Genomic DNA, 19,843 nt, shown 5'->3' with positions numbered 1-19,843 from the left:
GCGTGTGGCCTTTCCGCCGTTCCGGCGCGGCCACACCGGTAGCAGCCACACCAGCAGCGGACGCCGCCGTAACGACCGCTTCCGCCGAGGTCACCTCGACGGGAGCCGTCAACGGCTACCACGTGCTGGCGACCGTCGCGGCCCTGCCGGTCAGCACCTGGCGCTACCTCTGGGAGCCGGAGCACGTACGCCACATCGGTCCGATGTCCCAGGACTGGCACGCCGCCTTCGACTTCCAGCACGCCAACACCAGCGTGATCCCGCTCGTCGACGCCAACGGCGTCGCCATGGTCTGCATCCAGGCCCTGAACCGGCGCATCGACGAACTGACCGCCGAAGTGCGCGGCCTGCGCGAGATCACCGCGCAGCACGCACGGTCGGGCCGATGAGCGAGCCCGCGGACGAGGCGGGCCTGGCGGCCCTGCGCGAGTTGGTGGCGGCCCCCGCCGACCGCTTCCGTCAGCGCCCCGCCCCGGGACCCGAACAGGAACCGCGCACCCTCACCGTGGGCATGGCGACCTACGACGACTACGACGGCGTGTACTTCACCGTCATGAGCCTGCTGCTCTACCACGCGGAGGCGATGGACCGGGTCAGCGTCCTGGTCGTCGACAACCACCCCTCCGGGCCGCACGCCTGGGCGCTCAAGCGCCTGGAGCAGCAGATCCCCCAACTGCGTTACGTCCCCTACGACCGCCGCGTGGGCACCGCCGCCCGCGACCGGATCTTCCGCGAGGCCGTCTCGGACTGGGTGCTGTGCGTGGACTCCCACGTCCAGCTGCTGCCCGGGGCGCTGGCCGCCCTGCTGGACCATATCGACGAGCACCCCGACAGCGGCGACCTGCTCCAGGGACCCCTTGTCTCCACCGACGGGCACACGGTGTCCACCCACTGGGAACCGCGCTGGGAACGGTTCATGTACGGGGTCTGGGCCACCGACCCGCGCGGCACCGACCCCGACGCTCCCGCCTTCGAGATCGGGATGCAGGGCCTCGGCCTGTTCGCCTGCCGGACGAAAGCCTGGCCAGGGCTCAACCCCGCCTTCACCGGCCACGGCGGCGAAGAGGGCCACCTGCACGAGAAGTTCCGCCGCTCCGGCCACACCACCTTGTGCCTGCCCGCCCTGCGCTGGACGCACCGCTTCGACGCGCCGCGCCCCGGCCACATCACCCAGGACTGGTACCAGCGCCTGCGCAACTACCTGATCGGCTTCGACGAACTCGGCCAGAGCGCCGACGAGGCCGTCGGCCACTTCACCTCGATCCTGGGCGAAACAGCCGTCCGCCAGGGCCTGGCCGACTACCGGACCGAGACGCGCAGCCCCTTCACCGCCTTCGACGGCATCACCTGCATCAACCTCGACGACCGGCCCGACCGCTGGGAGACCGTGCGACGGCGGCTCGGCGCGCTGGAGATCCCCGCCGCGCGCGTCCACCGCCTGTCGGCCACGGCGACCCCCGTCAACCACCACATCGGCTGCGCCCTCTCCCACCGCCGGGCCATCCAGCAGGCCCACATTGACGGCCTGGAGTCCCTGCTGGTCCTGGAGGACGACGCGGTCTTCCTGCACGGCACCACGTGGGTCCTGCGCCGCGCCCTGGCCGAACTCGGTTCACGGCCCTGGTCGTTGCTCTACCTCGGCGGCGCCGACTGGGGCCGGACCTTCCCGCGCGCGGAGAACTGCGGACACATCGAGCCCGTCACCGGGATCACCACCGCCCACGCCATCGCGTACCACCGCGATGTCTTCACCGACCTGCTCGACGAACTCCCCGACACCGTCGACGGCATGACCGCCTGGATCCGGCGCCACACCGCGATCGACCAGTACCTCGCCGCCTGGGACCGGCCCGACTGCTACCGGACCGTCCCCGTCGTCGCCGCCCAGACCGACCAGATCCACCTGGTGGCGGAGGACCTGCGCGACCAGTTCGCCCTCTGAACCGTCCCCGCGAAGGCACCCGAAGGAGCGCCCGCCCGGTGAACTCGCCCCAGGCCCGCCGTGACGGGCTGCGCGTCAAGTCCCTCGCGGACGGCCGCCTGGCCGTCTACGACGAGCGGGCCGAGCAGGGACACCTTCTCGGCCCGCAGTCCGCCGCGGTCTACCTCCTCGCGGACGGCACCCGCACGCTCACCGACCTCACCGCGGCCGTCGCGCGCGTCCGGCCCCCGGCCGACACCGCGGCCGTCCGGCTGGCGCTCGGCGAGCTGACCGCCGCGGGCCTGCTCGACACACCCCTCGAAACACCGCCCGGCGCGCGGCCCGGCGCACCGTCCGGGCCGCCGGGGCGGACCGGCTAGCGGCCGAGGACCGTGTCGGCCGGGATGGTGCCCAGGCGGCCGGCCTGGAAGTCGTCGAACGCCTGGGCCAGTTCGGCGTGGGTGTTCATGACGAAGGGGCCGTACTGCATCATCGGCTCGCGGATCGGGAGGCCGCCGAGCAGGACGACCTCGAAGTTGGGCGAGCGGGACTCCTGGGTCTCGTCCGCGCGGATGGTGAGGGAGTCTCCCTTGCCGAAGACGACGGCCTGGCCCATACGGAAGGGGCGGGCGTCGGGGCCCGCGAAGCCGCGGCCGGCGAGGCCGTAGGCGAGGGCGTTGAAGTCGGCGCGCCAGGGCAGGGTCACCGAGGCGCCGGGGTTCACCGAGACGTGGATCATCGTGATCGGGGTGTGGGTGGCGCCGGGGCCCTCGTGGCCCGCGAGGTCACCGGCGATCAGCCGGATCAGCGCGCCGCCGTCACCGGAGGTGAGCAGCTTCAGGCCGCCCGCCCGGATGTCCTGGTACTTGGGCGGCATCATCTTGTCGGCCTTCGGCAGGTTCACCCAGAGCTGGAGGCCGTGGAAGAGGCCGCCGCTGGTGACCAGCGACTCCGGCGGGGTCTCGATGTGCAGCAGGCCGGACCCGGCGGTCATCCACTGGGTGTCGCCGTTGGTGATCGTGCCGCCACCGCCGTGCGAGTCCTGGTGGATGAAGGTGCCGTCCATGATGTACGTGACGGTCTCGAAGCCGCGGTGCGGGTGCCAGGGGGTGCCCTTGGGCTCTCCCGGCGCGTACTCCACCTCACCCATCTGGTCCATCATGATGAACGGGTCGAGGTTGCGGTAGTCGATGCCCGCGAAGGCGCGGCGCACGGGGAAGCCCTCCCCCTCGAAACCGCTCGGGGCGGTGGACACCTGTAGCGCCTTGCGGGGCTGGGCGTCGTCGGGCGCGCTCACACGCGGCAGGGTCAGCGGGTTCTCTACGGTCACGGCGGGCATGACTGCCTCCTTCGGGATGCTCCGGTTCCAAAGTAGTTGAACACTGAACATCTCGCAAGGCGTGACTATTCCAGCACTCACCGGAGGGGAAGATCGAAAGCGCGGGCGTACGAGCCGGGACGTGTGCCCGTACGGTCTCAGGCGCGCCGCCGTACGGCCTCAGGCGTGCCGCCGGGCAGCCTCAGCCGTACATCCGGCGCATCGTGAAGTCGACCATCTGCTCGACCGCCTTGGCGTCGAAGACCATGCGATGCTGGCCGTCGATGTCCAGCACGAAGCCGTAGCCGGTGGGCAGCAGGTCCAGCACCTCGGCGCCGGTGATCACGAAGAACTTGGACTCCTTGCCCGCGTACCGCCGCAGCTCCTTCAGGGAGGTGAACATCGGGATGACCGGCTGCTGGGTGTCGTGCAGCGCCAGGAAGCCCGGATTATCGCCGCGCGGGCAGTACACCTTGGACGTGGCGAAGATCGCCTGGAAGTCCTCGGCGGCCATCGAACCCGTGGTGAAGGCGCGGACCGCGTCGGCCAGGGACGGCGGGGAGGGCTCCGGATAGCCACCGGGCATGGGTGCGGCGCCCTGGACCGGGCCGGGTCCGGGATTCACGCTCTGCTCGTAGCCGTACACGGCCTCAAGAGTAACGGCCCCCGGGACGAGGAAACGGTCACATCCGACCCTTCCGGGGTTGCTTCTTATTACCGACGGGTAGCATTATTTTCCACGAGTGCCACGACCACCCCACTTGCGATACGGAGCCGACGTCATGGGCCACTACAAGTCGAACCTCCGCGACATCGAGTTCAACCTCTTCGAGGTGCTCGGCCGCGACCAGCTCTACGGCACGGGTCCGTTCGCCGAGATGGACGTGGAGACCGCGAAGGACGTCCTCGCCGAGCTGGCGCGCATGGCGGAGAACGAGCTGGCGGAGTCCTTCGCCGACGCCGACCGCAACCCGCCGGTCTTCGACCCGAAGACCAACACCGCCCCGGTGCCCGAGACCTTCAAGAAGAGCTACCAGGCCTTCATGGACGCCGAGTACTGGCGGCTCGGCCTGCCCGAGGAGATCGGCGGCACCACCGCGCCGCGCTCCCTGATCTGGTCCTACGCGGAGCTGGTGCTGGGCGCCAACCCCGCCGTGTGGATGTACTCCTCTGGCCCGGCCTTCGCCGGAATCCTCTACGAGGAGGGCACCGAGGAGCAGAAGAAGATCGCCGCGCTCATGGTCGACAAGCAGTGGGGCTCCACCATGGTCCTCACCGAGCCCGACGCGGGCTCCGACGTCGGCGCGGGCCGCACGAAGGCGGTCAAGCAGGACGACGGCACCTGGCACATCGAGGGCGTCAAGCGCTTCATCACCTCGGGCGAGCACGACATGTCCGAGAACATCATCCACTACGTGCTGGCCCGCCCCGAGGGCGCGGGACCCGGCACCAAGGGCCTGTCGCTGTTCATGGTCCCGAAGTACGAGTTCGACTTCGAGACCGGCGAGCTGGGCGAGCGCAACGGCGTCTACGCCACCAACGTCGAGCACAAGATGGGCCTGAAGGCGTCCAACACCTGCGAGATGACCTTCGGCGACGGGCTCCCCGCCAAGGGCTGGCTGATCGGCGAGAAGCACGACGGCATCCGGCAGATGTTCCGGATCATCGAATTCGCCCGCATGATGGTCGGCACGAAGGCCATCGCGACGCTCTCCACCGGCTACCTGAACGCGCTGGAGTACGCCAAGGAGCGCGTGCAGGGCCCGGACCTCGCGCAGTTCATGGACAAGACCGCGCCCAAGGTCACCATCACCCACCACCCCGACGTCCGCCGCTCGCTCATGACGCAGAAGGCGTACGCCGAGGGCATGCGGGCGCTGGTGCTCTACACCGCCTCCGTGCAGGACGCCATCCAGGTCGCGGAGGCGGCCGGTGAGGACGCCACGAGGCTGCACGGGCTCAACGACCTGCTGCTGCCGATCGTCAAGGGCTACGGCTCCGAGAAGTCGTACGAGCAGCTCGCCCAGTCCCTCCAGACCTTCGGCGGCTCCGGGTACCTCCAGGAGTACCCGATCGAGCAGTACATCCGGGACGCCAAGATCGACACGCTCTACGAGGGCACCACCGCCATCCAGGGCCAGGACTACTTCTTCCGGAAGATCGTCCGCGACCAGGGGCAGGCCATGACGGCGCTCAGCGAGGAGATCAAGAAGTTCCTCGCCGAGGCCACGGGCGGGGAGGACCTGGCCGCCGCCCGCGACCAGCTCGCCAAGGCGGCGGTGGACCTGGAGGCGATCGTCGGCGCCATGCTCACGGACCTTTCGGCCACCGAGCAGGACGTCCGCTCGATCTACAAGGTGGGGCTCAACACCACGCGTCTGCTGCTCGCCTCCGGTGACGTGGTCATCGGGTACCTGCTCCTGCGCGGGGCCGGCGTGGCCGCCGAGAAGCTCTCCGGGGCCTCCGCCAAGGACGCCGCCTTCTACGCGGGGAAGGTCGCCGCCGCGAAGTTCTTCGCCGCCAATGTCCTTCCCGGCGTGGGGACGGCTCGGTCCCTGGCCGAATCCGTCGACCTCGGCCTCATGGACCTCCCGGAGGACTCCTTCTGACCCGCCCCCGGAGGACTCCTTCTCACCCGCCCCGGCGGGCAGTCCGGTGGTCGCCGGACTGCCCGCCGGTGGTGGGTTGCTCGCGCAGCTCCCCGCGCCCCTAACGGGGCGAGCCATATGGCCGAAAACTAAGCTGAGGGCATGAGCTCTCAGCGTCCGGCGTTTGGCCGTAAGCACACCGAAGATCTGGCCGCCTTCGTGCAGGCGAGTCCGACGCCGTACCACGCGGTGGCGACCGTGGCGGAGCGGCTGGAGGGGGCCGGGTTCCGGCGGGTGACGGAGACGGAGAAGTGGGGGGCCGAGCCGGGCGGGCGGTATGTGCTGCGCGGGGGCGCGGTGGTGGCGTGGTTCGTGCCGGACGGCGCACGGCCGGAGACACCGTTCAGGATCGTCGGCGCGCACACGGACTCGCCGAATCTGCGGGTGAAGCCGCGCCCGGACATGGGGTCGCAGGGCTGGCGCCAGGTGGCGGTGGAGATCTACGGCGGCCCGCTGCTGAACAGCTGGCTGGACCGGGACCTGGGCCTGGCGGGCCGGCTGACGCTGCGCGACGGCAGTACGCGGCTGGTCGCGACCGACCGCCCGCTGCTGCGGGTGCCGCAGCTCGCGATCCACCTGGACCGGGGCGTGAACGACGGGCTGACGCTGGACAAGCAGCGCCACCTCCAGCCGGTGTGGGGCCTGGGCGACGCGCAGGACGGCGACCTGATCGGCTACCTCGCCGAGCGGGCGGACCTCGACCCGGAGGACGTCGTCGGCTGGGACCTGATGACGCACGACACGCAGCCGCCCGCCTTCCTCGGGCGCGACGAGGAGCTGTTCGCCTGCCCCCGGCTGGACAATCTGCTGTCGGTGCACGCGGGCGCCGCCGCGCTGGCCGCCGCGGCGGGCGGCCAGGACCTCACGTACATCCCGGTGCTCGCCGCCTTCGACCACGAGGAGAACGGCAGCCAGTCCGACACCGGCGCCCAGGGCCCGCTGCTCGGCAACGTCCTCAGCCGCTCGGTGCACGCGCGCGGCGGCGGTTTCGAGGAGCGGCAGCGCGCGCTGGCCGCGAGCGTCTGCGTCTCGTCGGACTCCGGCCACGCCGTGCACCCCAACTACGCCGAGCGGCACGACCCGACGCACCACCCGCGCGCCAACGGCGGCCCGATCCTGAAGACCAACGTCAACCAGCGGTACGCCACCGACGGCACCGGCCGCGGCGTCTTCGCGGCGGCCTGCGACACCGCGGGCGTCCCCTACCAGCACTTCGTGTCGAACAACTCGATGCCCTGCGGGACGACGATCGGCCCGATCACCTCCGCCCGGCACGGCATCACCACGGTCGACGTCGGGGTGCCGATCCTCTCGATGCACTCGGCCCGCGAGATGTCCGGCGCCGACGACCCGCATCTGCTGGCCAGCGCCCTGACGGCCTTCCTGGCGGCCTGACTCGGGGGACTGCTTCCGGGGACTGCTTCCGGGGCCTTCCGGGGCCTGCTTGCGGGCCGGGGCCGCGCCCCGGCCCGCCCGCGACCCGATGCGCCTGCTTGTGCCCCGAGGTCCGGGGTAGGCGCTGCTTCAGAACGCCGGAGCACAACTAGGCCAAAGGAAGCGGTAATTGTGGGCATCGGAGGCTGCATCATTCTGATCGCGGTCGGTGCGATCATCACGTTCGCCACCGACTGGCACGCCAAGGGCGTCAACATGGATCTGCTCGGCCTGATCATGATGGCCGTCGGCATCATCGGACTCGCCGCTTACGTCAGCATCTTCAAGCGCCGCCGGATTCCCCCGACGGCCGACGGCGACATCCCGCCCGTCGAGGAGCGCTACTACCCGGGTGACCGGCGGTACTGACACCAGGCCAGTACCACCGGCGTTCTGACGTGAGGTCAGCCCCGGATCTCAGAACAGCGACTTGTACATCTGCCAGCCCGCGCCGAGCCTGACGCGGGCGGCAAAGCCCGGCTCGCTGTCGCGGCCGTCGTAGCGCCACAGGTCGCCCGCCGCGTCACGGGCGACCAGTCCGGTGAGGTACGCCCCCCGGACCGGCCGGATTTCGCCGACGCCCACGATCGAGTTGTAGATGTTCCAGCCGGACCCGATCTTCACGCGCGGCCCGAAGTGCCCCTTGCCGTCGCCGTCATAGGCCCACAGCACCCCGGACTTGTCCCGGGCCAGAAGCTGACGGCCGTAGCCGACGGATTCGGAGTGCTGCGAGCCGATCAGCAGGTTGTACGTGTTCCAGCCGCCGCCGATGAGGGTGCGCGGCCCGAACCTGCCGTTCCGGTCGGCGGCGTAGAGGTACAGGCTGCCGGACGGCGTACGCGCCACGAGGTCGGCGCGGCCGTCACCGGTCAGGTCGCCGACCGAGGCCAGCGCGTCGTACGCGTTCCAGCCGGGGCCGATGAGCGTGCGCGGCTGGGACGGGGTGAAGTTCGTGCCCGCCTTGCCGTCGTAGCGCCACAGTTGGCCCGAGGCGTCCCTGACCAGCAGGTCGTTGACCCGGTCGCCGCCGAGGTCGCCGTAGGGCACGTACAGCGAGGACGTCGGCCAACCGGACGTGGAGCGCGCCGCGTTGACGTTGCCCTTGCCGTTGCCCGCGCGCAGGTCCAGGCGGCCGGACGGGGTGAGGCCGAAGAAGTCGCCGGTCCCGTCACCGGTGAAGTCGTGCACGCCCGCGGCGCCCTTGACGACGATCAGGCCGGTGAGGGAGAGCCCGCCGGGGCCGCCGTCGGCCGGGGGCGCGGTCAGCGTCCAGGTGTAGCGGCCGTTCCTGACCCACGCCCCGTCGGCGCCCTTGAGATTCCAACTCGCCGACACCTGCGCGCCCTTGGAGCCGCGGCGGGTGGCGACCGTCCTGCCCGCCTCGTCCGTGACCGTCAGGCTCCAGCCCGCGACGGGCCGGGACAGCGTCCACCTGCCGTACCAGTCCTCGGGGTTGTCCAGGACGTCGACGACGGCCGGGCCGACGTCGCTGCTCAGCACCGACACCGCGCTGCGCGGTATCGAGGTCAACGGCTGCACGTGGAAGCGGTGTTGCGCATCGACGTACGCGACACCGCCGCCGTACTTGTCCACCGTCCACGTCACGCCTCGGTCGTCGGCCAGGTCGCTCGCTGCCAGTTCCGCGAGGTTGCTGCCGACGGCCGAGCCCGTGTGCACGTCGGTGAGCATCAGACGGCCCGCCGTCGTGTCGTGCCGGACGACGTAACCGTCGCCCAGCAGCGCGGTCCCGGTCGGCACCGGCACGTTCTTGCCGGTCGTACGGTCGTGCACCCCGGCGCTGGTGCCGCACGACCAGTACAGCCAACGCCCGTCCGCCTGAAGCTCCTTGGGCACGCACGGCGCGCCCGTCTGGACCGTGGCGCCGTACGTCCGCCGCTCCAGGTCGTACGGGCGGACGGTGCCGGTGGCGCTGCCGGGCACCCACAGGGTGCGGCCCCACAGCGCGGAGGCCGTGACCGGGCCGTCGAACAGGGTGCCGTCGTAGCGGAGGTCGAAGACCTTCTGCCGCGCGGGGGTGCCGGTGTGCACCACGACGTACGGTCCCGCGGCGTCGGTGACCGTGCCGGGCGCGCCGAGGAAGACGGCGCGCGAATCGGTCGGGGACGGCGGCTGGGGCACGGTGATGATGTTGGCGGCGGAGAAGGCCACGGTGCCGGTGCCGGTGCCCTGGAGGTGCACGCAGGAGACGCCGGAGCCGCAGTCGGCGGGCTTCGGACCGTAGCTCCACAGCAGTTCGGGTTCCGACACGGCGGGCGCCGGGCCCGCGGCCACATCGCGCCGTACCAGGGCCGGGTAGGGCCGGGTGGTGTCGGAGTACGCCAGCCGCCCGGCGCTGTAGGACAGTCCGTAGACCGTGGCCGCGACCGGCGGCAGCGTCTTGAGGTCGGTGACGGTCGCGTCGGCGCCGTCGGCCGCGGTGATCCGGCGGACCGCCCAGTCGTCGGGTCCTGTGCCGCCCTCGACCAGCACCGAGCCGTCGGGCGCGGTCGCCATGTCCGTGGCCACCTTGGCCAGCAGGGTCCGCGCGGGGCCGCCGCCGACCGGGACGGCCCGCAGCGGAAGTCCCGCGGACTGGCTGTCCGTCGACCGCTCCAGCACCAGGACGCGGTCCCCGGTGACGGTGAGCTTCGGCGTACCGTCCCGGCCGTCGGTGGGCAGCGGCGTCTTCTCGACGGGGGCCGTCGGGTCGTCGAGCCGTACGGTGTACGCCGTCGTGGCCGCGCCGCCGTACGCCAGCACCCGGTCCCTGCCGAGGACGACGGTGGTCTGCTCGGCGGCGGGCACGTCGGCGAGGATCGCGCGCAGCGTGCCGGTGCGGTAGTCCAGCAGGTAATTGCGCGCGGTGCCGGGCGCGGCGCCCGAGGTCAGCCGCAGGACGGCGTGGTCGCGGTTCTGCGCGAGCAGGTCGGGCCAGTCGGGCACGGCGGTCCCCGGGGGCAGCCCGGTGACGGTCAGGTCGGCGGAACCGTCCTTGCCGTCGCCGATCACGTGCAGCGCGGCGAGCGTGCCGTCGGCGGCGGTCTCGCTGGTGAGGACGCGGTCGAGGCTGAAGCCGAACGGCACCCAGCGCTGGCCCGCCGGCGCGGTGACCGTGCGGAAGGTGTTGGTGTCGTAGTCGGTGATCGTCACCGACTGGGACGGGAAGTTGCGGATGAGGTGCGCGGACAGGCCGGTGTTGGCCAGGGGCGTGGGATCCGGCAGTACCGGGCCCTCGTTGCCGTCCGCCGGATTCACCCAGTGGGCGCCGTTGGCCCCCCTGACCAGGTATCCGTCGTTCCCGGCGGTGATCAGCGGCTCGCTCTGCGGCAGCCACCGCGAACCGGCGGGTATGACGGTCTCCTGCGACGCGGTACCGGACGGCGTACCGTCCGCGTACGCCGTGCCGCCGGTGGCGGCCGGGGCGAGCCCGGCGGCCATGACGACGACGGTGGCCGCCGCGACGGAGCCGCGTGTGAGAGCGCGACGAGGCACTCGGTCCCTCCCCAGGTGACGCTCCGCCCCCCGGCGGATCAAGAGTGATGGCCGGAGCTTACTCACCGCCCGGGCACGCCCGTACGGCGCCTGTACGCCTTACGCGTCCAGGCCCGCCAGGACCAGCGCCAGCCGGGAGTCGCCGTCGGCGCCGACGCGGACCGGGACGCCCCAGTCCTGCTGGTGCACGTGACAGGCGGGGTAGGGGTTGGCCGGATCGTCGTCGCAGGACGCGGCCATCGCGGAGACGTGCAGGACGCCCTCGGTGACGGACGGGTCGAGGACCAGGTCGCGGAAGAGGTCGGTGCCCTTGCCCGCACCCTCCGCCAGGAGTTCCGGCGGGGTGGCGCTGACCAGCAGCCGCGTCGAGGGCCCGTAGCGCTCGTCGAGCTTCTGCCCGTCGGGCGCGGTGAACACCACGTCGAGCCGGAAGGCACCGGCCGCCACGTCGGTCGCGTCCCGCTGCGTACGGTGGGCGACGGCCTCCACGCGGACGGCCTCCTCCGGCAGGTGCATCCGGGTCAGCCGGTGCCCGGCGGACTCCACCACGACGATGTCGCCGTCCACGACCACCGCGTCCGAGGGCTCGCGCAGGCCGGTCGCGAGCGTGGTGACCTCGCCGGTCACCGGGTCGTAGCGGCGCAGCGCGTTGTTGTACGTGTCGCTGACCGCGACCGAGCCGTCCGGCAGCGCGGTGACGCCCAGCGGGTGCTGGAGCAGCGCCTGCCCGGCGGGGCCGTCGCGGTGGCCGAAGTCGAACAGGCCGGTGCCGACGGCCGTACGGATGATGTAGCGGCGCGGCTCACCGCCGTCACCGCCTGCCGCGTCCGCGTCCGGGTCGTCGTCGGCGCGCTCGACCCAGCGCAGCGCCGAGGTCTCGGAGTCGGCGATCCACAGCCTTCCCCAGCCGTCGGCCGGGGGCGCCCCCGCCTCGCCGCGCTCCGGCGCCGCCGCGAGGCCGGACGGCTGGGCGAACCACGCCTGCGCCGCGTGCCCGTCCACCAGCCCTTCGTTGGTCGTGCCCGCCGCGACCCGTACGGTCTCCGTCGCCGGGTCGTACGTCCAGAGCTGGTGCACGCCCGCCATCGCGATCCACACCCGGTCGTCGAACCAGGCCACGTCCCACGGCGAGGACAGGTCCACCTCGCGGGCCGGGCCGGACGTCGGGGAGCCCTGCCACCACTGCTTTCCGGTGCCCGCGACCGTCGTCACGTGCCCGGTGCCCAGGTCGACGCGGCGCAGCGCGTGATTGACGGTGTCGGCGACGATCACGCTGCCGTCGGGCAGCAGCGTCAGCCCCTGCGGCTCGCTGAAGCGGGCCGTCTCCGCGTTGCCGTCGGCCAGCCCGCGCGTGCCGGTGCCGATCCGCCGCACCACGCTCTCGGCGTCCGCCGCCAGCTCCACCAGGGCGTGCCGGGTCGAGTCCGACACCAGGAAGTGCCCGGAGCCGGGCAGCGCGAGCGCCTTGCCGGGGAAGCGGAGGTCGGTCGCGACCGGCTCGGGCGGTACGTACGGGCCGTCGCCCCTGCGCAGGGTGCCCTTGGCCGCGTGCTCCTTCTCCAGCGCCGTCACGAGCTGCTCCAGCGCGTGCGCGTGCCCCTCGCCCGCGTGCTGCGCGACCACGTACCCCTCGGGGTCGATCACCACCAGCGTCGGCCAGGCCCGTACGGCGTACTGCTTCCACGTCGAGAGCTGCGGGTCGTCCAGCACCGGGTGGTGCACCTCGTACCGCTCCACCGCGTCCACGACCGCCTGGTGCTCGGCCTCGTGCACGAATTTCGGCGAGTGCACGCCGACGATCACCACCGTGTCCCTGTGCCGCTCCTCCAGGGCCCGCAGCTCGTCCAGGACATGCAGACAGTTCACACAGCAGAACGTCCAGAAATCCAGAATGACGATGCTGCCCCGCAGGTCAGCGAGGGTCGGATGCTTGTCGCCGGTGTTCAGCCAGCCGCCCTCGCCGGTCAGCTCGGGCGCCCGGACACGTGCACGTGCAGTCATATCCCCATCCAACAGCATCCGCCGGGGTAGGCATTCCCTATGAAATACGTGGTGCGAGAGAAGATGTTCGCCATCGGTGACGACTACTGGATCGAGGACGAGCACGGCCGCAGGGCCTTCTACGTCGACGGGAAGGTCCTCCGGATCCGCGACACCCTCGAACTCCAGGACCCGGACGGCAACGAGGTCGCCGTCATCCGCAAGAAGCTGGTGTCCCTGCGGGACGCCATGACCATCGAGCGCGACGGCGACGTCCTCGTCACCGTCCGCAAGAAGCGCCTCCACCTGCTCCGCGACGTCTTCCGCGCCGAGCTCGCCTCCGGCGAGGAACTCGAAGTGCGCGGCGACATCATCGACAAGGAGTTCGACATCGAGTACGAGGGGGAGCGCCTCGCGCGCATCTCCCGCAAGTGGTTCACCCTCCGTGACGCCTACGCCATCGACATCGAGCGCGAGGACGCCGATGCCGCGATGCTGATCGCGGTGGCGGTGTGCGTCGACCGCATGGTCGACAAGGAGCACGAGGACGAATAGCCCTGCGCAGGGCGGCGACCCGGTCCTTCCGGGGCGCCGCCCCTGTGCCCGAACCTCGCGCGGGTGGGTGCCCGCAGCGCCCCTGAAAGACCGGCGGGCCCTTCTCGCGGCCGGACAGGCCCTAGCGGGGCTTCGGGGTGGGGACTCCGAGGACGCGGTCGCGGAGGACGGGGAAATCGGCGCGGGTGACGTCCACGCGGAAGACGTCGACCTCGGCGGAGAGCGCCTGCTCGGCGGGCCCGGCCTCGGCGACGATCTCACCCCAGGGATCGACGATCATGCTGTGCCCGGCCTGCTCCACCCCGGCGTGGGTGCCGGCGGTCCCGCAGGCGAGGACGTACGCCTGGGACTCGACGGCGCGGGCGCGCACCAGCAGCCGCCAGTGGGCGAGCCGCCGCGCGGGCCAGCCCGCCGGAACGACCAGCGTCTGCGCCCCGGCGTCGAGCAGCAGCCGGAACTGCTCGGGAAAGCGCAGGTCGTAGCAGGTGGCGAGGCCGAGGACGGTGCCGGGGACGCGGGCGGTGACGATGTCGTGCCCGGAGGACATGAGGACGGCCTCGCCCTGGTCGAAGCCGAAGCGGTGGATCTTGCGGTAGACGGCCGCGAGAGCGCCGTCGGGGGAGAAGAGCAGCGAGGTGTTGAACAATTCGCCGCCGACGACGTCGCGTTCGACGATCGACCCGGCGTGCAGCCACACCCCGGCGTCGCGCGCCGCCGCGCTCATCACCTCGGCGGTCGGGCCGCCGTCCGCCGTCTCGGCCTCGGCCGCGAAGTCCTCCGCGGCGAAGGCGCCGACCGGCCACAGTTCGGGCAGCACGACAAGATCCGCGTCCGCGTGGGCACGTACCATCGCTGCCACACGGTCGCGCCGCGAGGCGACCGATTCCCTCTGGTCCACGTCGATCTGAAGAAGCGTTGCGCGCACTCGGACACCGCCCATACGTTGGGTCGTCAAGCCGGGCCTACCATCGTCACTCGAAAGCACTGCGTGGGCGCCCGCGCGCAGCGTAACTTAGGCGCCAACCGCCACGACCGCGCACCGACCGTCGAGGGGTCCCGTGACCGTCCACAGCAAGCTCCAGCCGTATATCGACGCCTGGACCCACTCCATAGAATCCGTCAACGAACTGGTGACGCCGCTGCCCGACGGCGCGTGGAACCGCCACACCGAGTGCCCGTACTGGTCGGTCCGCGATGTCGTGTCCCACATCATCGGCTTCGAGTGCGAGCTGCTGGGCGACCCGCGCCCCATCCACACACTTCCCAGCGACCTCCGGCACATCACCAGCGAGACGGCCCGCTACACGGAGGTCCCGGTCGACATCCGCCGCCACCACACGGCGCCGGAGATGACGTCCGAGCTGGAGTACACGATCATCCGCCGCTCGCGGCAGCTCAGGAACGAGTCGCGGCAGCCGGACGCCGAGGTCCGCGCGATCGGCGGCGGCGAGGTCACCCTGGAGGAACAGCTCTGGGGCCGCGTCTTCGACGTGTGGGTGCACGAGCAGGATCTGCGCCGGGCCCTCGACGCCCCGGGCAACCTCGCCTCCCCCGCGGCCGTACTGGCCCGTGACTACCTCCTGCGCTCGCTGCCGAAGCTGGTCGCCGAGGACGCGGGCGCCAAGCCGGGCTCCGCGGTCGTCTTCGACGTGCACGGACCGCTGGAGTTCATGCGGACCGTACGGGTGAACGCCGAGGGTCACGGCAGCATCGACTCGGCCGTCTCGCTCGGCCCGGCCGTCACCTTCGTCGTGGACTGGGAGACGTTCCTGCGGCTGCTCACCGGCCGGGCGCGTCCGGCCGCGCTCGCCGACCAGCTCAAGATCGAGGGCGACCGGCAACTGGCGGACGCGATCCTGTCGCACATCGCGGTCACGAAGTAGCGCCCGGCGCCTCGGGCGCCGTTCCCGGATCGCACCGTTCCCGGATCATGGCGTTCCCGGATCGCGCCGTTCCCGGATCACCGCGCGCCCGGATCACCGCGCGCCCGAATCACGGCGCGCCCGCCATGAACCCCGCCGCCGTACAGCGTCGTACGGCCGCGCCGGGCGTCAGTCGGAGGTGACCGCCGCCGGCAGGCGGTGCACGCTCTCGACGCGGCTGACCGCGATCCGCTCCCGCTCCAGCCGTTCCGCACGGCGGCGGAGCCGTAGGATCTGGGCGGTGCCGACCGCCTGGAGCACGAAGACGCTGCTCCAGGCGATCCGGTAGTCGTCGCCGGTCGCGTCGAGGAGCAGGCCGACGGCGAGCAGGGTGAGGACGGAGGCGGTGAAGCCGCCGATGTTGACGATCCCGGAGGCGGTGCCGAACCGCTCGGGCGGGTTGGCGGGGCGGGCGAAGTCGAAGCCGATCATCGAGGCGGGCCCGCAGGCGCCGAGGACGACGCACAGGGCGACCAGCAGCCACATCGGGTCCTGGCCGTGGCCGCCGCCCCAGGCGAGCGTCGTGGCCCAGGCGGCGGCGGTGGCCGCGATCACGCCGAGGGTGAGCGGCATGCGGGCGCCGTGGTGGCGGGAGATGAGCTGCCCGAAGACCATGCCGAAGAACATGTTGGCGACGACGACGAGCGTGAGCAGCCCGCCCGCCGCGCCGCGCGAGAGCCCCTGGTCCTCGACGAGGTACGGCAGCCCCCACAGCAGCAGGAACACCATGCCGGAGAACTGGGTGGTGAAGTGCGTCCACATGCCCAGGCGCGTGCCGGGTTCGGCCCAGGAGGCGGCGATCTGGCGGCGTACGTACGTCAGGCCCGCGTGTTCGGCGGGCGCGGGTTCGTATCCCTCGGGGTGGTCCTTGAGGAAGAGGGCGACCAGGACGAGGACGAGCGCGCCGACCAGGGCGGTGCCGAGGAAGGTCGGGGTCCAGCCCGCCGAGTGCAGGACGCGGGAGAGGACGACGGTCGAAACGAGGTTGCCCGCGACGCCGAACAGGGCGGCGCCCTGGGCGATCATCGGGCCGCGTCTGGCGGGGAACCAGCGCGAGCCGAGCCGCAGCACGCTCACGAAGGTCATGGCGTCGCCGCAGCCCAGCACGGCGCGGGCGCCGAGGGCCATGCCGTACGAGTGGGACAGCGCGAACGCCCCCTGGCCGAGGGTGAACAGCACGGCGCCGAGCAGCAGGACCTTCTTCGTGCCGAGCCGGTCCACCATCAGCCCGACCGGTATCTGCATGCCCGCGTAGACCAGCACCTGGAGGATCGAGAAGCTGGAGAGCGCGGAGGCGCCGATGTGAAAGCGGTCGGCGGCGTCGATGCCCGCGACGCCGAGGCTGGTGCGGTGGACGACGGCGACGAGGTAGACGGAGGTGCCGACGCCCCAGACGAGGGCGGCACGGCGTCCGCCGGGCGGGTCGCCCGGCAGGACCTTCTCCGGGGCCGGGCTCCGGCTCACGACTCGCCCCTGGCGAGCACCTTCACCCACGAGACGTGCCGGTCCACGACGTCGGCGGCCGTGTCGGCCGCGCCGTCCCTGAGCGCGTCCAGGATCTCGGTGTGCTCCGCGATGTTCTTCGCCACCCGGCTCGGCTCGGCGTGCATGGTGGCCACCCCCATCCGCAACTGACGGTCCCTGAGCTGGTCGTAGAGGTGCGCGAGGATACGGTTGCCCGCCGCGCGGACGATCTCCGCGTGGAAGCAGCGGTCCGCGACGGCGAAGGCCGCCAGGTCGCCGGTCTCCGCGTGCCCGCGCTGCTCGGCCAGGGACTCCTCCAGCCGCGCGATGAGCCGCGGCGGCACCGCCCCGACCACCTTGGCCACGGCGTGCTGTTCCACCAGCAGCCGGGTCTCCACCACGTCGGCGATCTCCTGCGCCGACACCGGCAGCACCAGCGCGCCCTTCTTCGGGTAGAGCTTGATCAGCCCCTCCGCCTCCAGCCGCAGCAGCGCCTCGCGCACCGGCGTGCGCGAGACCCCCACCGCGTCGGCGAGATCCCCCTCGGTGAGCAGCGTGCCGCCCTCGTAACTCCGGTCCAGGACACCGGACTTGACGTGCAGATAGACCCGCTCGGCGGCGGGCGGCGCCTTGACGGCGGGGCCGGGCGCGGCGACGGTGAGAGTGCTGGCATCCATGATGCACGCATCATAGATACAACAGTTGAGGGGACGGTACGGCCGTCCGGGATATGGACATGCCAGGAGCCCCTTGCGCAGGGGCGCTTCGGCGGCGGCGGGCCGCGGGACTACCGTCTCGGAGCATGACTGCGGACGACTGGCTGGCGGACACCCGAACCTCGTACGACACGGTCGCGGTGAGCTACGCGGACTTCGTACGGGAGGCCCTGGACGGCGCGCCGGCCCTGCGTACGGCGCTCGCTCTGTTCGCCGCCGAGGTCACCGGCGCCGGGGGCGGTCCCGTGGCGGACGTGGGCTGCGGCCCCGGCCGAGGGTCAAGTCGGCTTCGCGGAGGGCCTGTTCGAAGGGGGCGGGGGTGAGGGGGCGGGAGAGGAAGGTCTGGGTCCAGCGGCCCTCGGGGAACTCGTAGGCGACGTGGACGGAGCGGACGCCGTCGCCGACGGGTTCGGAGGAGACGACACGGATCAGGCCGCTGCCCGACCGCGCATCGCGGGGCAGGTTCTCTCCCCGATCGACGCCTGTACGGTCCTGATGTCCCTCGCGCTTCGGCTGGCTCACGCCCACCGTCGCAACACGGCCGCCGCCGCGGGACAAGGGGACCGAAGGAGGTCGCCAAGCGGCGGCGGAGCCTCCGTTCAGCCTCGCGTCACGCCGTCCAGGACGGCCTGGAAGGCGTCGGTGACCGGGCGCAGGTCCCGGTCGAGCTCGTCGATGTCGACCGTTTCGGCCCCGGCGTCGTCCCCGCGCGCCTCCGCCGCCCCGGCCCACCGCCTGAGCACCGCGACGTAGGCCGCCTGTACGGCGCCGCCGATCGCCGCCGGGACGGGGTCGCCCGCGTCGAGGCCGGTGCGCCCGGCCGCGTACCCGCTCACCGTCTCGCCCCAGACGCGCCAGTGCGCGGCGGCCTCCGCGACGAGCGCGGGGTCCCGGTCGAGCACGCGGAAGCGGTCGAGCCACGAGTCCGGCGCCGCCGCCTGCGAAAGCCGCGTGGACCGGACGACCGCCGCCCGTACGGCCGTCATGACGGGTACGTCGTCGGCGTCACGAAGGGCGGCCCGCAGCCGCTCGACCGCGCGGTCGAACTCGCCCCACACGATCCCCGCCTTCGACCCGAAGTAGCGGAAGAGCGTCGAGCGCCCGACACCGCCCGCGGCCATGATCGCCTGGAGCGTCGTCGCCTCGTAGCCGTCGCGAAGCAGCAGGTCGAAGGCGACTTCCTCCAGGGCTTCGCGGGTCGAGGCGGGCGGTCGGCCGCGGCTCCTTCGGGAGGTGGTCATCGCCCGAGCGTAGTGGAGGAGTATTTTTGGGATGAGGTACCAATATTCTTCCGGGTGACCGCCGACATCAGCGCGGCCCCGCCGGGAGCTCACCGTCCAAGGAGCGGAAAATGCGCGCATGGCAGTTCACCGACATCGGCAAGCCCCTCACCCTCAGTGAGGTCCCGGCCCCGGCACCGGGCGCGGACGAACTCGTCGTGCACGTCCGCGCGGCCGGGCTGTGCCACAGCGACGTCGGGTTTCTCGACGGCACGCTGACGCCGCTGCTCCCGTTCCGGCCGATCACACTGGGCCACGAGATCGCCGGTGTCGTCTCCGCCGTGGGCTCGGGCGTGACGCGGTTCACCGTGGGCCAGAAGGTCGTCATCCCGGCCGCCATCGAGGGGCCCGGCACATCGAAGAACGGCGGATTCGCGGACGAGGTCGTCGTCCTCGAACGGCTCGTCGTCGCGCTGCCGGACGGGGTGCCGTTCGACCAGGCGGCAGCCGCCACCGACGCCGGGCTCACCTCGTACCACGCGGTCTCCGTGCAGGGGAGGGTCACCGCCGGCTCCCGCGTCGGGATCATCGGCCTCGGCGGGCTCGGCTCGCTAGGCGCCCAGACCGCGCTGGCGCTCGGCGCGACGGTGTTCGTCGCCGAGAAGAACGAGCGCGTGCACGACTTCGCCCGCTCGCTCGGCGCGGAGAAGGTCGCGGGCGACATCACCGACTTCGCGGGCGAGAACCTCGACGTGGTCGTCGACTTCGCCGGGTTCGGGACGACCACCGACGGCGCGATCCACTCCGTACGCCGGGGCGGCCGTATCGTCCAGGTAGGCCTCGGCCGCGCGCGCGGCGAGATCGACCTTCAGGCGCTCACCCTGAACGAGGTCGAACTCGTCGGCTCCCAGGCCGGATCGAAGGAGGACTGCGCGGCGGTGCTCGACCTCGTCGCCGAGGGGAAGCTGTCGTCGCGGGTCACCGAGATCGGATTCGAGGAGATCGGCGAGGGTGTCGGGCGGCTGGAGCGCGGCGAGGTGGTCGGACGGCTGGTCGCCGTCTTCGGGTGATGTCGTCCCGGACGGACGGGCGCGAGGCGGCGGGCGGCGGGCGGACGGACGCGAGGCGGCAGGCGGCGGGCGGCTCAACGGCCGCCGCCCGCCGTACTGCCGG

The 19,843-nt window shown here is 72.0% G+C and carries 18 protein-coding genes; 9 read left to right on the top strand and 9 right to left on the bottom strand.

Annotation, left to right across the window (positions count from 1 at the left end; translation table 11 throughout):
• Positions 1–2 precede the first annotated feature (2 nt).
• Genes ACIP4Z_RS06890 through ACIP4Z_RS06880 form a run of 3 tightly spaced genes read left to right on the top strand, consistent with a single transcriptional unit; the run spans position 3 to position 2,301 of the window.
• Complete coding sequence (locus tag ACIP4Z_RS06890) at positions 3–389, top strand: tail fiber domain-containing protein (RefSeq protein ID WP_401305575.1); 387 nt, start codon at positions 3–5, stop codon at positions 387–389.
• Positions 386–1,942, top strand: a complete 1,557-nt coding sequence (locus ACIP4Z_RS06885; protein ID WP_355339590.1) for a glycosyltransferase — start codon at positions 386–388, stop codon at positions 1,940–1,942. Before ACIP4Z_RS06890 ends, ACIP4Z_RS06885 begins: the two co-directional genes overlap by 4 nt.
• Positions 1,943–1,980: 38 nt before the next feature.
• Positions 1,981–2,301, top strand: a complete 321-nt coding sequence (locus tag ACIP4Z_RS06880; RefSeq protein ID WP_401305573.1) for a hypothetical protein — start codon at positions 1,981–1,983, stop codon at positions 2,299–2,301.
• On the opposite strand, the gene ACIP4Z_RS06875 is transcribed toward ACIP4Z_RS06880, so the two are convergent.
• Both ACIP4Z_RS06875 and ACIP4Z_RS06870 read right to left on the bottom strand, forming a co-directional pair.
• The gene (locus tag ACIP4Z_RS06875) at positions 2,298–3,260 is read right to left on the bottom strand and encodes a pirin family protein (protein ID WP_355339584.1); all 963 of its coding nucleotides are present in this window, start codon (positions 3,258–3,260) and stop codon (positions 2,298–2,300) included. The two genes, ACIP4Z_RS06880 and ACIP4Z_RS06875, sit on opposite strands and share 4 nt — an antisense overlap.
• A gap of 181 nt (positions 3,261–3,441) precedes the next feature.
• A complete protein-coding gene (locus ACIP4Z_RS06870; protein WP_391041886.1) occupies positions 3,442–3,885 on the bottom strand; it encodes an SseB family protein in 444 nt (147 codons plus the stop codon).
• A gap of 136 nt (positions 3,886–4,021) precedes the next feature.
• Between ACIP4Z_RS06870 and ACIP4Z_RS06865 the strand changes: the two genes are divergently transcribed.
• The 3 genes from ACIP4Z_RS06865 (at position 4,022) to ACIP4Z_RS06855 (ending at position 7,690) form a co-directional block, all read left to right on the top strand.
• Positions 4,022–5,848, top strand: a complete 1,827-nt coding sequence (locus ACIP4Z_RS06865) for an acyl-CoA dehydrogenase C-terminal domain-containing protein (RefSeq protein ID WP_391041888.1) — start codon at positions 4,022–4,024, stop codon at positions 5,846–5,848.
• Positions 5,849–5,989: 141 nt separating this feature from the next.
• Complete coding sequence (locus tag ACIP4Z_RS06860; RefSeq protein ID WP_355339578.1) at positions 5,990–7,282, top strand: M18 family aminopeptidase; 1,293 nt, start codon at positions 5,990–5,992, stop codon at positions 7,280–7,282.
• A 171-nt stretch (positions 7,283–7,453) separates the two neighbouring features.
• On the top strand, positions 7,454–7,690 hold the full coding sequence (locus tag ACIP4Z_RS06855) for a hypothetical protein (protein ID WP_188282515.1): 237 nt from the start codon (positions 7,454–7,456) through the stop codon (positions 7,688–7,690).
• A 48-nt stretch (positions 7,691–7,738) separates the two neighbouring features.
• On the opposite strand, the gene ACIP4Z_RS06850 is transcribed toward ACIP4Z_RS06855, so the two are convergent.
• Positions 7,739–10,813, bottom strand: coding sequence for a hypothetical protein (locus tag ACIP4Z_RS06850; protein ID WP_401305569.1), 3,075 nt, complete (start codon positions 10,811–10,813; stop codon positions 7,739–7,741).
• 99 nt (positions 10,814–10,912) lie between these two features.
• On the bottom strand, positions 10,913–12,814 hold the full coding sequence (locus ACIP4Z_RS06845; protein ID WP_391041892.1) for a thioredoxin-like domain-containing protein: 1,902 nt from the start codon (positions 12,812–12,814) through the stop codon (positions 10,913–10,915).
• Between the two features lie 39 nt (positions 12,815–12,853).
• Between ACIP4Z_RS06845 and ACIP4Z_RS06840 the strand changes: the two genes are divergently transcribed.
• A complete protein-coding gene (locus ACIP4Z_RS06840) occupies positions 12,854–13,348 on the top strand; it encodes an LURP-one-related family protein (protein WP_355339569.1) in 495 nt (164 codons plus the stop codon).
• 121 nt (positions 13,349–13,469) lie between these two features.
• Here the strand turns inward: ACIP4Z_RS06840 and ACIP4Z_RS06835 are convergent, their stop codons facing one another.
• Entirely contained in the window at positions 13,470–14,273 is an 804-nt protein-coding gene (locus ACIP4Z_RS06835; protein WP_355339566.1) for a carbon-nitrogen family hydrolase, read from the bottom strand.
• 133 nt (positions 14,274–14,406) lie between these two features.
• Here ACIP4Z_RS06835 and ACIP4Z_RS06830 point away from each other — a divergent pair, with 133 nt between their 5' ends.
• Positions 14,407–15,231, top strand: a complete 825-nt coding sequence (locus tag ACIP4Z_RS06830; RefSeq protein ID WP_355339563.1) for a maleylpyruvate isomerase family mycothiol-dependent enzyme — start codon at positions 14,407–14,409, stop codon at positions 15,229–15,231.
• A 168-nt stretch (positions 15,232–15,399) separates the two neighbouring features.
• Here ACIP4Z_RS06830 and ACIP4Z_RS06825 read toward each other — a convergent pair whose 3' ends face one another.
• The 4 genes from ACIP4Z_RS06825 to ACIP4Z_RS06810 all read right to left on the bottom strand — a co-directional run bounded on the left by ACIP4Z_RS06825 (position 15,400) and on the right by ACIP4Z_RS06810 (position 18,691).
• Positions 15,400–16,734: an MFS transporter gene (locus ACIP4Z_RS06825; protein ID WP_391158667.1), complete on the bottom strand. Its 1,335-nt coding sequence runs from the start codon at positions 16,732–16,734 to the stop codon at positions 15,400–15,402.
• Positions 16,731–17,411, bottom strand: a complete 681-nt coding sequence (locus tag ACIP4Z_RS06820; protein WP_355339557.1) for a GntR family transcriptional regulator — start codon at positions 17,409–17,411, stop codon at positions 16,731–16,733. Before ACIP4Z_RS06820 ends, ACIP4Z_RS06825 begins: the two co-directional genes overlap by 4 nt.
• Positions 17,412–17,672: 261 nt before the next feature.
• Positions 17,673–17,972, bottom strand: a complete 300-nt coding sequence (locus tag ACIP4Z_RS06815; RefSeq protein ID WP_401305565.1) for a hypothetical protein — start codon at positions 17,970–17,972, stop codon at positions 17,673–17,675.
• Positions 17,973–18,049: 77 nt separating this feature from the next.
• Positions 18,050–18,691: a TetR family transcriptional regulator gene (locus tag ACIP4Z_RS06810; RefSeq protein ID WP_401305563.1), complete on the bottom strand. Its 642-nt coding sequence runs from the start codon at positions 18,689–18,691 to the stop codon at positions 18,050–18,052.
• Positions 18,692–18,801: 110 nt separating this feature from the next.
• Between ACIP4Z_RS06810 and ACIP4Z_RS06805 the strand changes: the two genes are divergently transcribed.
• A complete protein-coding gene (locus ACIP4Z_RS06805; RefSeq protein ID WP_401305561.1) occupies positions 18,802–19,740 on the top strand; it encodes a zinc-binding dehydrogenase in 939 nt (312 codons plus the stop codon).
• The last annotated feature ends 103 nt before the right edge of the window (positions 19,741–19,843 follow it).

It is taken from the genome of Streptomyces sp. NPDC088910 (assembly GCF_044749865.1).
Taxonomy (GTDB): domain Bacteria; phylum Actinomycetota; class Actinomycetes; order Streptomycetales; family Streptomycetaceae; genus Actinacidiphila.
This window is presented reverse-complemented; position numbering and strand designations above follow the sequence as displayed.

What these genes read in the sequence shown, in the direction of transcription:
- ACIP4Z_RS06840 (WP_355339569.1), top strand. Translation starts at nt 12,854, where the DNA reads ATGAAATACGTGGTGCGAGAGAAGATGTTCGCCATCGGTGACGACTAC.
- ACIP4Z_RS06865 (WP_391041888.1), top strand. Translation starts at nt 4,022, where the DNA reads ATGGGCCACTACAAGTCGAACCTCCGCGACATCGAGTTCAACCTCTTC.
- ACIP4Z_RS06820 (WP_355339557.1), bottom strand. Translation starts at nt 17,411, where the DNA reads ATGGATGCCAGCACTCTCACCGTCGCCGCGCCCGGCCCCGCCGTCAAG.
- ACIP4Z_RS06860 (WP_355339578.1), top strand. Translation starts at nt 5,990, where the DNA reads ATGAGCTCTCAGCGTCCGGCGTTTGGCCGTAAGCACACCGAAGATCTG.
- ACIP4Z_RS06875 (WP_355339584.1), bottom strand. Translation starts at nt 3,260, where the DNA reads ATGCCCGCCGTGACCGTAGAGAACCCGCTGACCCTGCCGCGTGTGAGC.
- ACIP4Z_RS06805 (WP_401305561.1), top strand. Translation starts at nt 18,802, where the DNA reads ATGCGCGCATGGCAGTTCACCGACATCGGCAAGCCCCTCACCCTCAGT.
- ACIP4Z_RS06810 (WP_401305563.1), bottom strand. Translation starts at nt 18,691, where the DNA reads ATGACCACCTCCCGAAGGAGCCGCGGCCGACCGCCCGCCTCGACCCGC.
- ACIP4Z_RS06845 (WP_391041892.1), bottom strand. Translation starts at nt 12,814, where the DNA reads ATGACTGCACGTGCACGTGTCCGGGCGCCCGAGCTGACCGGCGAGGGC.
- ACIP4Z_RS06885 (WP_355339590.1), top strand. Translation starts at nt 386, where the DNA reads ATGAGCGAGCCCGCGGACGAGGCGGGCCTGGCGGCCCTGCGCGAGTTG.